Source organism: Mesorhizobium sp. BE184, assembly GCF_031457045.1.
Taxonomy (GTDB): Bacteria; Pseudomonadota; Alphaproteobacteria; order Rhizobiales; family Rhizobiaceae; genus Mesorhizobium.
The window spans coordinates 1,403,682-1,415,828 of sequence record NZ_JAVDVU010000001.1 but is presented as its reverse complement, the minus strand read 5'-3'; the positions used below and the strand labels follow the sequence as shown (position 1 = coordinate 1,415,828).

The 12,147-nt window shown below is 63.9% G+C and carries 10 protein-coding genes; 8 read left to right on the top strand and 2 right to left on the bottom strand.

Going from position 1 to position 12,147, the window contains the following annotated elements; all coding sequences use genetic code 11:
- Positions 1-185: 185 nt before the first annotated feature.
- The 3 genes from J2X35_RS06955 (at position 186) to J2X35_RS06945 (ending at position 3,059) form a co-directional block, all read left to right on the top strand.
- Positions 186-1,010, top strand: a complete 825-nt coding sequence (locus J2X35_RS06955) for a DUF2189 domain-containing protein (protein ID WP_056109944.1) — start codon at positions 186-188, stop codon at positions 1,008-1,010.
- Between the two features lie 191 nt (positions 1,011-1,201).
- Entirely contained in the window at positions 1,202-2,062 is an 861-nt protein-coding gene (locus tag J2X35_RS06950; RefSeq protein ID WP_310183250.1) for a TIGR01459 family HAD-type hydrolase, read from the top strand.
- 10 nt (positions 2,063-2,072) lie between these two features.
- Entirely contained in the window at positions 2,073-3,059 is a 987-nt protein-coding gene (locus tag J2X35_RS06945; RefSeq protein ID WP_310183249.1) for a bifunctional riboflavin kinase/FAD synthetase, read from the top strand.
- Positions 3,060-3,068: 9 nt separating this feature from the next.
- Here J2X35_RS06945 and J2X35_RS06940 read toward each other — a convergent pair whose 3' ends face one another.
- Complete coding sequence (locus tag J2X35_RS06940) at positions 3,069-3,650, bottom strand: HdeD family acid-resistance protein (RefSeq protein WP_056109938.1); 582 nt, start codon at positions 3,648-3,650, stop codon at positions 3,069-3,071.
- A 205-nt stretch (positions 3,651-3,855) separates the two neighbouring features.
- On the opposite strand from J2X35_RS06940, the gene J2X35_RS06935 reads away from it, so the two are divergent.
- The 3 genes from J2X35_RS06935 (at position 3,856) to J2X35_RS06925 (ending at position 8,770) form a co-directional block, all read left to right on the top strand.
- On the top strand, positions 3,856-4,602 hold the full coding sequence (locus tag J2X35_RS06935; RefSeq protein WP_310183753.1) for a MipA/OmpV family protein: 747 nt from the start codon (positions 3,856-3,858) through the stop codon (positions 4,600-4,602).
- Positions 4,603-4,834: 232 nt separating this feature from the next.
- Positions 4,835-7,918: an isoleucine--tRNA ligase gene (ileS, locus tag J2X35_RS06930; RefSeq protein WP_310183248.1), complete on the top strand. Its 3,084-nt coding sequence runs from the start codon at positions 4,835-4,837 to the stop codon at positions 7,916-7,918.
- Positions 7,919-8,095: 177 nt separating this feature from the next.
- Positions 8,096-8,770, top strand: a complete 675-nt coding sequence (locus J2X35_RS06925; protein ID WP_156459796.1) for a hypothetical protein — start codon at positions 8,096-8,098, stop codon at positions 8,768-8,770.
- Positions 8,771-8,801: 31 nt separating this feature from the next.
- On the opposite strand, the gene J2X35_RS06920 is transcribed toward J2X35_RS06925, so the two are convergent.
- Positions 8,802-9,254, bottom strand: coding sequence for a nucleoside deaminase (locus J2X35_RS06920; RefSeq protein WP_056109930.1), 453 nt, complete (start codon positions 9,252-9,254; stop codon positions 8,802-8,804).
- Between the two features lie 101 nt (positions 9,255-9,355).
- On the opposite strand from J2X35_RS06920, the gene J2X35_RS06915 reads away from it, so the two are divergent.
- Both J2X35_RS06915 and rsmD read left to right on the top strand, forming a co-directional pair.
- On the top strand, positions 9,356-11,467 hold the full coding sequence (locus J2X35_RS06915) for a pseudouridine synthase (RefSeq protein ID WP_310183241.1): 2,112 nt from the start codon (positions 9,356-9,358) through the stop codon (positions 11,465-11,467).
- On the top strand, positions 11,467-12,021 hold the full coding sequence (rsmD, locus tag J2X35_RS06910; RefSeq protein ID WP_310183239.1) for a 16S rRNA (guanine(966)-N(2))-methyltransferase RsmD: 555 nt from the start codon (positions 11,467-11,469) through the stop codon (positions 12,019-12,021). Before J2X35_RS06915 ends, rsmD begins: the two co-directional genes overlap by 1 nt.
- Positions 12,022-12,147: the final 126 nt, after the last annotated feature.

The window sequence follows — 12,147 nt, the reverse complement described above, 5'->3', positions numbered from 1 at the left end:
TAGCGACAATCATGGCTTTTGACGGGCAGCGACGGGCAAAAACCCATATGACGCATTCAGATGGCTCCCTGCTGCGAATAAAAAGACAAATTCCGCGAGATCGGCTAGACTGCCGGTTCGTTCACGAGTGGCAGCTTTGGCGGCCTTCATATCTCTGGCCGCCTTCAACCAACGGGAGGACGGCTATGTCCAGCTTTCATGTCATGGCGGATGCACGCGGCGGCTATGTAAAGCCGGCGGTTCGGCGCATCACGGCAGCAGATTTGACCGACGCCCTGCGTCTCGGTTTCGAGGATTTCTGGGCGAAACCCTCGCACTACGTTTTCCTGTGCCTGATCTATCCCATCGTCGGCGTCATCCTGACCTACTGGTCGTCCGGCTCGAACGCGGTGCAACTCATCTATCCGCTGATGACCGGTTTCGCGCTGGTCGGTCCCTTCGCTGCGATCGGTCTCTATGAGATCAGCCGGCGGCGCGAACTCGGCATGGATACGTCCTGGCGGCACGCGCTCGATGTGCGGCATTCCCCGGCGCTGCCGTCGATAGCTGTGCTCGGCGCGATGCTGGTCGCCTTGTTCCTGTTGTGGCTGTTCGTGGCGGAATCCATCTATGTCAGCCTGTTCGGTGACGGTCTGCCACAATCGATTGGCGGCCTGCTGCAGGAAGTGCTGACGACCGAACGCGGCTGGATGCTGATGCTGCTCGGCAACGCCGCCGGTTTCGTGTTCGCCGTCGTCGTGCTCGCCACGACCGTCGTCGCCTTTCCGCTGCTGCTCGACCGCGACGTCGGCGCGGTCGCTGCGATCGAAACGTCGGTGCGCGCCGTCATGGCCAATCCGGTGCCGATGGCCCTGTGGGGCCTGACGGTGGCAGCACTTCTCGCTATTGGCTCGATCCCTGTCTTTGCCGGACTGGCGATCGTGCTGCCGGTTCTCGGCCATGCGACCTGGCATCTCTACCGCAAGGTGGTGGAGCCGGAACACGCGTCGAGGCCACGAAGGCCGATGTAACTGGCCCTCGTCAATCGAAGCCCAGCCGTCCGAGAAAGGGTGGCTGGTGAAGTCTGCTCTCCGCTGACCTTCCATTAATGCGCGGTCCGTCCGCGCGAAAGCTGGTGACAGGGTGAGGTTGTTCGGTTAATTCGAGCCTTGCTGGCGATCCGCCACGACCATCCTTCGAAGGAAGAGGTTTGCAGCACGGCATGGCATCCTTGCCTGACATGATCGATTCCCTCGACGCTATCCTCGCGCGCTACGACGCCGTCCTGTGCGACGTGTGGGGCGTCGTTCACAATGGCGAGACGCATTTCGAGGCTGCTTGCGCGGCGCTGAAGCGTGTGCGCGATACCGGCCGCGCGGTGGTCCTGATGACCAATTCGCCGCGCCGCAGCGATTCCGTGCTCTCTCAACTGCGGACCATCGGCGTGCCGGACGACTGTTTCGACCGCGTCGTCAGTTCCGGCGATGTGACCCGCCAGCTTATCGCCGAGGGACCGCGCAAGGTCTTCCACCTCGGACCTGACCGTGACCTTGGCCTCTACGACGATCTGGACGTGGAAATGGTCGAGGAATTCGAGGCGCAGTCTGTCGTCTGCACCGGCCTGTGGAACGATGACGACGATACGCCGGAGGACTACCGCGAACTGCTGATGCGGTTGCGGGCGCGCTACCTGCCGTTCATCTGCGCCAATCCCGACATCGTCGTCGAGCGCGGCGACCGCCTCATCTGGTGCGCCGGCGCGCTGGCGCGGGATTATGGCCAGCTGGGCGGCCGTACGCTGATCGCGGGGAAACCCTACGCACCTATCTATCAAGCCTCGCTGAAGGCAGCCGGCGACGTGCTCGGCCGCGAGATTGGCCGCGATCGGGTTCTCGCTATCGGTGATGGCATGATGACCGACATCAAGGGCGCGGTGGATAACGGCATCGACGTGCTCTACGTCTCCGCCGGCATCCATGCCCGCGACTATGGCGACCCGCTCAATCCGGACCGGGAAAGGCTGGCGGCCTTCCTCGACAAGCACGGTTATCGGCCGGTCGCCGTCATCCCCCGGCTGCGGTGACGGAGCGGGCATGAGAAAACCGTCGTTCGAACGTGTCGATGGTGCTCTGCCGGTGCCGGATCGGTTCCGTGGCGGCGTCGTGGCGATCGGCAATTTCGACGGCGTGCACCGCGGCCATCAGTCCGTTCTGCAGCGCGCGCTCGACGAAGCGGCGAAGCGTTCAGCGCCGGCGCTTGTGCTGACCTTCGAGCCGCATCCGCGCACGGTTTTCCGCCCCGATACGCCGCTCTTCGTGCTGACGTCGCCGCCGGTGAAGGCGCGGCTGCTGGCTGCCGTCGGCTTCGACGCCGTTGTCGAGCAGCCCTTTACCCGTGAATTCGCGTCGCTTTCGGCGGAATCCTTCATCACCGACGTTCTGGAGCACAAGCTCGGCGTCGGCCATGCGGTGACGGGATTTGATTTTCACTTCGGCAAGGATCGGCAGGGTGGCCCCGCTTTTCTTATGGCGGCGGGCGAGCGTCACGGCTTCGGCGTCACGCTGGTCGATGCCTTCCGGGACGAGGGGGCCGACGTGGTGTCGTCCAGCCGCATTCGCACGCTTCTGTCGCGAGGCGATCTCGGCGAGGCCAATGGTCTGCTTGGCTACCGCTATACGGTGGAAAGCCTGGTGACAGGCGGGCAGAAGCTTGGCCGCACGCTGGGATTCCCCACCGCGAACATGACGCTTTCGCCATCCTTCGGCTTGAAGCAGGGCATCTATGCGGTGCGTTTCCGCCGCGCGGATGGCGCTCTGCATGACGGCGTCGCGTCGTTCGGTCGGCGTCCCACCGTCGACGACAATGGCGCGCCGCTGCTGGAAACCTTCCTGTTCGATTTTTCCGGCGATCTCTATGGCGAGATCTGCAGCGTCTCGTTCTTCGGTTATCTCAGAGGCGAGGAAAAGTTCGACGGGCTTGACGCGCTGGTGGCGCAGATGAAACGCGACGAGGCCGAGGCGAGGGCGCTTCTCGCCACGGTGCAGCCGCTTTCCGGGATCGACGCCGAAATCGCCTTTTAGGCCACGGTCTTACGCCTGCTTCATCTTCCTGAGCGCCAGGCCGAAGGCGATGAAGGTCCAGCCCTGGAAGACGAGGTCGATGGCCAGGAACAGGCCGAGCACCCACAGGCTGTTCATCGGCCAGCGCAGCGCGATAAGCAGACCGGCCAGCGCGGTGATCACGCCGGCGGCGATGATCCAGCCGGAGCCCTTCTCGTCCCGATGCTGATAGCCGATCCACGCCCGCAGGACTCCCGACGCGACCAGCGCGACCGCCAGCATGAAGGTCAGCACCGCCGATGCGAGCAGCGGATTGTAGAAGGCGAAGAAGCCGGCGACGGCGTAGAGCAGGCCGCTGAGCAGCCAATAGGCGAAGCGTCCCCAGGTCTTGACACCGAAGGCGTGGACGATCTCGATCGCGCCGCCGAGAAGCATCAGCCAGCCGACGATGTAGACCGAAGCCACCGTCGCGATGAGCAAATTGCCGAAGGCGATGCCGCCGAGGATGAGCAGCAGGACGCCGAGGGCGACAAACCATCCCCATTTGTCGCGCGTCTGCCCGATGGCGTGTTTGAGGGCGTCGCCTTTGAGCGTGTTGCCTTGCAGGGTCATTGCTGCATCTCCATGAAAGCCTGCCTCGGGCGAGAGTAGTCCCGCTGCCCGCCGGCGTCCAGCGGCTGACTTTTCGGCCACAGGTCGCATTTAAATCAATTCTTAGGAGGACTTCGACAAAGGTTTTCCGTCACGAGTTGCGTAAGGTGTTTTCATGAGTCTCCCGAAGAAAGCCGCGGCGGTTTCATCCGTCCTCCTCCTGCTGATGCCGGCAACTGCGCGGGCCGAGAACTGGTTTTCCGGCGATTGGTACCTGACGGTCGGCGTCACCGGGCTGGTCGCGCCGAATTTCGAGGGTGGCAAGAAATACCTTTTGAGTGCTCAGCCCATCATCTCGCTGGGCAAGGCCGGCAAGGATGCGCGGTTCGTGTCGCGCAACGACAATATCTCGCTGGCGCTGATCGACGATGGCGGCGTGCGCGCCGGCCTCAACGGCAAGATCCTGTTCGGCCGCGACAATGACGAGCGCGAGTTGCGGGGCCTCGACCGGGTACGCTGGGGCGGCGAGGCCGGCGGCTTTTTCGAGTTCTATCCGACGGACTGGATGCGGGTGCGGGCGGAGGCGCGGCGCGGCTTTCGCGCGCATAGCGGTTTCGTCGCCGACATCGCCGCCGATGCTTTCTACGACGTAACGCCGACGGTGCGTGTTTCGGGCGGGCCGCGCGTCTCCATGGCGTCGTCCGACTATTTCGACGCCTATTACGGCGTCAGCGCCAAGGAGGAGGCCGCTTCGGGCTTGAGCGAATACCATCCGAAGGGTGGCATCAAGTCATATGGCCTTGGCGGCGCTGTAAGCTGGAAAGTGACGGAGCCGATGACGACGAGCCTGTTCGGCGAGTATTCGCGGCTTGCCGGGCCGGCCGCCGATTCCAGCCTGGTGAGGGAGCGCGGCTCGCGCGACCAGTTCACCGTCGGCGTATCGGCGACCTATCGCTTCGATTTCGCGATGTAAGTGACCTTCCAAGGCCACTTTATTCTTTGCCGTTCATCGGCTAAAAGCCGCGCCATGAACAGCGTTCGGCGCCAGCTTGCCTTTGCGATACGAATTACCGGCCCGGTGTTCCAGGCCGGCTGAGCTTGCTCTGCCGCCGGAGCCGCCGGGACTATGACGCGCATTTGCGCTTCTTCCAGAACATGATGGTTCAACGCCCTGGCCGCCGCCGGGCAACGCATATGGCAGAGCAATGACCGACACCGCCGAGACAATTGACTATTCCAAGACGCTTTACCTGCCGCAGACGGATTTCCCGATGCGCGCCGGCCTGCCGGAAAAAGAGCCGGTGCTGGTCAAGCGCTGGCAGGATATGGACCTCTACAAGCGCCTGCGCGAGGACGCAGCCGGCCGGCCGAAATACGTGCTGCATGACGGCCCGCCCTACGCCAACGGCAACATCCACATCGGCCATGCACTGAACAAGGTGCTGAAGGACGTCATCACCCGCTCGTTCCAGATGCGCGGTAATGACTCCAATTATGTGCCGGGCTGGGACTGCCACGGCCTGCCGATCGAATGGAAGATCGAGGAAGAAAACTACCGCTCGAAGGGCAAGTCGAAGCCCGATCTTTCCGACCCGGCCGCGATGATCGAGTTCCGGCAGGAATGCCGTCGCTATGCCGAACACTGGATCAAGGTGCAGGGCGACGAGTTCCAGCGGCTCGGCGTCGTCGGCGATTTCCACAACCCGTATCTGACCATGAGCTACCATGCCGAGGCGCGCATCGCCGGCGAATTGCTGAAATTCGCCATGAGCGGCCAGCTCTATCGTGGCTCGAAACCTGTGATGTGGTCAGTGGTGGAACGCACGGCGCTGGCCGAGGCCGAGATCGAGTACCACGACTATGAGTCGGATACGATCTGGGTGAAGTTTCCGGTGGCATCAACGGGCGGCATTAGTGGTGAAGAAGGTGATCGGGTAATCAAAGAACGGATGCGGGCGTCTGTTGTTATCTGGACGACCACGCCTTGGACGATCCCCGGCAACCGTGCCGTCGCCTATTCGCCACGCGTAAACTACGGACTTTACGAAGTTGGCGAAGTTCAAAATGATTTTGGTCCACGCCCCGGCGAACTGCTCATCTTTGCTGATGCACTCGCAGAAGATGCCGCAACAAGAGCAAAGCTTAGCTTGAACCGCCTCCGGGACGTCACGACCGAAGAACTGGACAACACGACCCTAAGCCACCCCTTCAAAGGTCTCGGCGGCGGCTATGACTTTGCCGTCCCGATGCTGCCCGGCGATCATGTCACCGACGACGCCGGCACCGGCTTCGTGCATACCGCACCCGGGCATGGCCGCGAGGATTTCGATGTGTGGGTCGAGTACGCAAAGCGGGAGGAGAAACTTATAAACGTTGCCTCGAAATTGGAGGACGGAACGTTTAACAAAGAATGGCAGGCCAAAGAACTAGCCAAATTGGCAATCCCGTTCACCGTGGACGACGGTGGCTACCTTACTAAGGATGCTCCCGGTTTCGGGCCGGATCGCGAGGGCGGAGCTGTGCGCGTCATCGACGACAACGGCAAGAAGGGCGACGCCAACCAGGCTGTCATCGACGAGCTTATCAAGCGCAATGCGCTGTTCGCGCGCGGACGGCTGAAGCACCAGTATCCACATTCCTGGCGCTCGAAAAAGCCGATCATCTTCCGCAACACACCACAATGGTTCGTCTATATGGATAGACGACTGTCCGACGAGAGAATTGATCTTACTGGCAAGCATATAACGGATGGGTCAAAGTATCTTGTGACCGACACCCTGCGTTCCCGCGCGCTTGCCGCCATCGACGACACGCGCTTCGTGCCTGCCGCCGGGCAAACCCGGTTGAGGGCGATGATCGAGGAGCGGCCCGATTGGGTGCTTTCTCGCCAGCGCGCCTGGGGTGTACCGATCGCGGTGTTCGCCGATGCCGACGGCAATGTGTTGAAGGACGAGGCGGTCAACCAGCGCATTGTCGATGCCTTCGAGACGGAGGGCGCGGACGCCTGGTTCGCCGAAGGCGCGCGCGAGCGTTTCCTCGGGAGCCGGACCAACGAGCCGTGGCTGATGGTCAAGGACATCCTCGACGTCTGGTTCGATTCCGGCTCGACCCACACTTTCACGCTGGAAGACCGGCCGGACCTGAAATGGCCGGCGGACGTCTATCTCGAAGGCTCGGACCAGCATCGCGGCTGGTTCCATTCCTCGTTGCTGGAAAGCTGCGGCACCAGGGGCAGGGCGCCCTACAATGCTGTCATCACCCATGGCTTCACCATGGATGAGGAAGGCCGCAAGATGTCGAAATCGCTCGGCAACACGGTCGTGCCGCAGGATGTCATCAAGCAGTCTGGCGCCGATATCCTGCGCCTGTGGGTGGTGACGACCGACTATTGGGAGGACCAGCGGCTCGGCAAGACCATCCTGCAGACCAACATCGACGCCTACCGTAAGCTGCGCAACACCATCCGCTGGATGCTCGGCACGCTGGCGCATGACGACGGCGCGGAGGTTCCGATTGCGGAGATGCCGGAGCTTGAGCGGCTGATGCTGCACCGGCTGGCGGAACTGGATGCGCTGGTGCGCACGGGCTATGACGCCTTCGAGTTCAAGCGTATCACCCGCGCTTTGCTCGACTTCATGGTGGTGGAGCTTTCAGCCTTCTATTTCGACATCCGCAAGGACGCGCTTTATTGCGACGGACCGTCGAGCGTGAAGCGCAAGGCCTCCGTGCAGGTGGTGCGCCATCTTTTCGATTGCCTGGTGAAGTGGCTGGCGCCGATGCTGCCCTTCACGACGGAGGAAGCATGGCTGGAGCGCAACCCGGATGCTCGCTCGCTGCATCTCGAGCAGATGCCGACCGTGCCGGCCGAATGGCGCGACGACAAGCTCGCCGAAAAGTGGCGCAAGGTGCGGCAGGTCCGCAGCGTCGTCACCGGCGCGCTGGAACTGGAGCGCGCCCGCAAGACGATCGGATCCTCGCTGGAAGCCGTGCCGGTCGTTTACATGACGGACGCCGCACTGGAGGATGCCCTGTCCGGCGTCGATCTCTCAGAAATCTGCATCACCAGCGATCTGGTCATCTCGCACGATAGTGTGCCGCCGGAGAACTTCTCGCTTCGCGAGGCGCCGGGCGTGGCGGTGGTGATCGAGAAAGCCGAGGACCGGGGCTTGCGCAAATGCGCCCGCTCCTGGCGCTATACCGCCGACGTCGGCAGCGACCCGGCCTTCCCGGATGTTTCGGCCCGCGACGCCGAAGTGCTGCACGAGCTGAAGTCGCTCGGCCGGCTTTAGGTGCACAAATGCAACGCGAGGCCCGGTTTTCCGGCCCCGCGTTGCCCTTGACTGCCGGTTGAGGTAAACACGCAAAACTTCGCCAGACAAATTGTCGCCGGAATTTCGTCGGAAGAGCGAACAGGCAACGCCGCGCAACGGGCCGCGAACAGAGGTTACAGAGTGGGATTTTCGGGGATGACCAACAGACATCATGCGCGCCTTGCGCTGCTGACGCCGCTGGTCGCGTCGGGCCTGGCCCTGGCCGGCTGCATGAGTTCTCCCACCTATGGCACGGACAAGACCGCCAACGAGCAACTCGTCGGCGATCTCAGCAACGCGTTTTCGCTGGCGCCGAAGAACGGCAACTCGATCGACTACAAGCCGCGTCCCGCGCTGGTTAAGCCGGCGCCGGGGCAGAAGGAAGCCTTGCCCGCGCCGCAGGACAGCATCACGCAGACCGCCGCCGACCAATGGCCGGAATCGCCCGAGCAGAAGCGTGCGCGGCTTCGCGGCGAGGCGACGGCGAACCGCGACGACCCGAATTTCCAGCCGCAGATCGTCGACGACACCAATGACGGCAGCCGCGTGCCCGCGCTGCAGGCCGCCGAGTCGTCCGACAACGGCCATGAGATCGGCTGGACGCATCGCAAGGCGCTGGAAGACGGCGCGAAGTTCCGCCAGCAGCTGGCCGCGACCAAGCAGGGCGACCCGACGAGCCGCCGTTACCTCAGCGAACCGCCGCTCACCTATCGTGCCGCCGCGGCCACCGCGCCGCAGGGCGAATTGGGCGAGGACGAGTACAAGAAGGAACGCCGCCTGAAGCGCGAATCGTCCGTCAAGAAGGGCAAGTTCGACTGGTGGCCCTGGTAACCGGGCAAGCGCGGTTGATCGCAGGCCCGGCTCAGGGCTCGCGGCGTTCCCGGAAAAATTCCTTCAGCACGGATGCCGAGCGGCTTTCGTCGATCCCGGCATAGACTTCCGGCACATGATGGCAGGTCGGCGCGGAAAAGAACCGCACGCCGCTGACCACCGCGCCGCCCTTCTCGTCGGTCGCGCCAAAATAAAGCCGCCGCAGCCTTGCGAAGGAGATGGCCCCTGCGCACATGGCGCAGGGTTCGAGCGTGACGTAGAGGTCGTGGCCGGTGAGGCGTTCGGAGCCGAGCCGGCGGCAGGCCTCGCGGATGACCAGCATCTCGGCGTGAGCAGTGGGGTCGGCCAGTTCGCGGGTTCGGTTGCCGGCAGCAGCGACCACAACGCCATCACGTACCACCACGGCGCCCACCGGCACTTCGCCGCGCCCGGCTGCCGCTTCCGCCTCCGACAAGGCGACGGCCATGAAGTCCGGCCGTTTCACGCTGCGTCCATTCCGATTACTCCTCGCCACCCGGCGGCGATCCTGTTATCTAGCCGCGCAAACGCGCAATCTATCTAGCCGCGCAAAAGAGCAAAGACCACATGAGTGACGAAGACGACAAGAAGCCCAGGCGCGGAGGCGATGCGCCCCGCCCGCGCGGCAAGGCCGGCGCCGGTGGTAAAAGCTTTGGCGGAAAAGGTGCTGGCGGCGGCAAGCCATCGGCGGGTTACAAGAAGCCCTTTGCCAAGCGGGCGGATGGCAAGCCTGCATCCAGTGCTGGACCGAAACGTGATTTCCAACGCAGCGAGCGGCCCGGTGTCGCCGGCGAGCGGCCCAAGCGCGATTTCCGCAAGGACGATTCGCGCGGCGAACGGCCGAAGCGCAATTTCAGCCGCCCCGGCCATGCGCCGGGTGGCGAGCGACCCCCGCGCAAGGATTTTGGCGAGCGCAAGCCCTACGAAAAGCGGGAAGGTGGAGCTCCGAGGCCGGGACGCTTCGAGCGCACTGGCCCGCGCGACAATGATGCCGTCCGCGGCGAAGGCGGCGAACGGCCGCCTCGGCGCGAGTTTGGCGATCGCTCAGGCGCTGGGGGAGGCTCCTTTGCCAAAAAAACCTATGGCAGTGGCGAGGGCGCCTCACGCAAGCCGTTCGACAAGCCGAACCAGGATTCCAGGCCCAAACGTGATTTCGGGCCAAAACGCGACTTCGGGTCGAAGCCGGATCAGGGACCGAAACGCGACTTTGGGCCCAAACGTGAATTCGGATCGGATCGAGGACCAAAGCGCGATTTCGCCGCGAAGAAGGATTTCGGTGAGCGGAAGGAATTTGGTCCAAGGAAAGACTTCGGCGACCGCAAGCCGTCCGGTGAATTCAAGCCACGGCCGCGCCCGACGGAAGCTGTCGAGGAAAGCGGCGAGCGTATCGCCAAGCGGCTGGCGCGGGCCGGCATCGCATCCCGCCGCGACGCCGAGGAACTGATCGCCGCCGGCCGCATCAAGGTCAATGGCAAGGTGCTGGCTACGCCGGCGTTCAACGTCAGCGCCGCCGATGTCATCCATCTCGACGACACGGAAATTCCGGCCATCGAGCGCACGCGGCTGTTCCTGTTCCACAAGCCGGCCGGCCTGGTGACGACAAACCGCGACCCCGAGGGCCGGAAAACGGTTTTCGACGTGTTGCCTGCGGAATTGCCGCGCCTGATGACCATCGGACGGCTCGACATCAACACCGAAGGACTGCTGCTTTTGACCAATGATGGCGGCTTGTCGCGCGTGCTGGAGCTTCCGGCGACGGGCTGGCTGCGGCGCTATCGTGTGCGTGTTCATGGCAAGGTGGATGAAAAGTCGCTGGCCGGCCTGCGCGAAGGCATCGCCGTCGACGGCGTTTTCTACGGCGCGATCGAGGCGTCGCTCGAGCGTACGCAAGGCAGCAATGCCTGGCTGACCATCGGGTTGCGCGAGGGCAAGAACCGCGAAGTGAAGAATATCCTGGGGTCGCTCGGGCTCGAGGTTACGCGGCTGATCCGCATTTCCTACGGTCCTTTCCAGCTTGGCGAACTGGCGGAAGGTCACGTGCTGGAAGTCAAAGGCCGGATGTTGCGCGACCAGCTTGGCGAGCGGCTCGTCGAGGAATCGGGCGCCAATTTCGACGCGGAAATCGCCACGCCGTTTTCCAACAAGCCGGTCCGGCGCACCGAACCCCGGCCTGACGAGGAAAACCGTCCGAAGTTCACCCGTGACGGCGACCGCCGGCCCATCGGAGAGGGCGGGCTGATCAAGAACCGCAAGCGCAAGGAAAACAGCCGCGACGAAGCGCTGGGCAAGCTTTCGACCCGGCCCGAACGGCCGAAGTTCGAGCGTGGGGAGCGGGCGGAGCGGCCGAAATTCGAACGCGGCGAAAATCCGGCACGCCCCGCAAAGTTCGGTGAGCGGCCAGATCGCTTCGTGACGTTTGCTCCCAAGCCTGGCGCCGAAAAACCGGCGATCAAGCCCCGCGCCGGCAAGAAACCCGAGCGTCCGCAAAAGCCTATCGATCCTCCGGGCCAGCGAGGTGCGAATGTGTGGATGGCGCCGGGCGCGCGGCCGCAAACCAGGAAGGCGGAGGAAGATACGCCTTCAAAGCCCGGAGCGTCCCGCCGTGACGAGGGTGGACGTGGGTCAGCAGAGGGCCGGTCTCGCTCCAAGGGGCCGCCCAGGCGTCCGAAGAGCCGCTGATGCGGATCGTCGGCGGCGAACTGCGCGGGCGGCCGCTGGCGACGCCCCGCTCGAACGACATCCGCCCGACGACCGACCGGACGCGTGAGGCGGTTTTCAACGTGCTCGCCCACCGCTTTCCTGAAAAGCTTGCCGGCGCGCGTGTGCTGGACCTTTTCGCCGGGACAGGCGCGTTGGCGCTGGAGGCGCTGTCGCGCGGCGCGGCCTACGCAGTGTTCGTCGAGGAATCCGCCGAGGGCCGCGGGCTGATCCGCACCAATGTCGAAGCGTTCGGGCTGACGGGACGCACCAAGATATTCCGGCGGAATGCGACGGCGCTTGGCGACGCCGGCACGCTCGGGCCCTTCGGGCTGGTGTTCGCCGATCCGCCCTATGGCAAGGGCCTGGGGGAGCGCGCGTTGCAATCGCTCCAAACCGGCGGCTGGCTTGCCCCCGGCGCGCTTTGCGTGGTCGAGGAAGCCGCCGCTGCACCCTTCGCGCGTGGCGACGGGTTTGCCGTCGTGGATGAGCGTTTCTACGGCGAGACGGTCATCCGCTTCATCGAAGCTGCCTGACTTCAGCCGTCTTTGGCGGTCACATGACGAACAATTCACTTTCCGCAGGCCCACGCCCTGCCTATCCTCCCGTCCGAAACGCCCGGAGCGACTGAATGAAGCATAGTGCCCGCTGGCCGAGCCGGT

Excerpts from the sequence above, each read along its gene's own strand:
- J2X35_RS06925 (WP_156459796.1), top strand. The coding sequence starts at position 8,096 with ATGACCAACAGACATCATGCGCGCCTTGCGCTGCTGACGCCGCTGGTC.
- J2X35_RS06955 (WP_056109944.1), top strand. The coding sequence starts at position 186 with ATGTCCAGCTTTCATGTCATGGCGGATGCACGCGGCGGCTATGTAAAG.
- J2X35_RS06915 (WP_310183241.1), top strand. The coding sequence starts at position 9,356 with ATGAGTGACGAAGACGACAAGAAGCCCAGGCGCGGAGGCGATGCGCCC.
- J2X35_RS06935 (WP_310183753.1), top strand. The coding sequence starts at position 3,856 with ATGCCGGCAACTGCGCGGGCCGAGAACTGGTTTTCCGGCGATTGGTAC.
- J2X35_RS06945 (WP_310183249.1), top strand. The coding sequence starts at position 2,073 with ATGAGAAAACCGTCGTTCGAACGTGTCGATGGTGCTCTGCCGGTGCCG.
- J2X35_RS06950 (WP_310183250.1), top strand. The coding sequence starts at position 1,202 with ATGGCATCCTTGCCTGACATGATCGATTCCCTCGACGCTATCCTCGCG.
- ileS (WP_310183248.1), top strand. The coding sequence starts at position 4,835 with ATGACCGACACCGCCGAGACAATTGACTATTCCAAGACGCTTTACCTG.
- rsmD (WP_310183239.1), top strand. The coding sequence starts at position 11,467 with ATGCGGATCGTCGGCGGCGAACTGCGCGGGCGGCCGCTGGCGACGCCC.
- J2X35_RS06940 (WP_056109938.1), bottom strand. The coding sequence starts at position 3,650 with ATGACCCTGCAAGGCAACACGCTCAAAGGCGACGCCCTCAAACACGCC.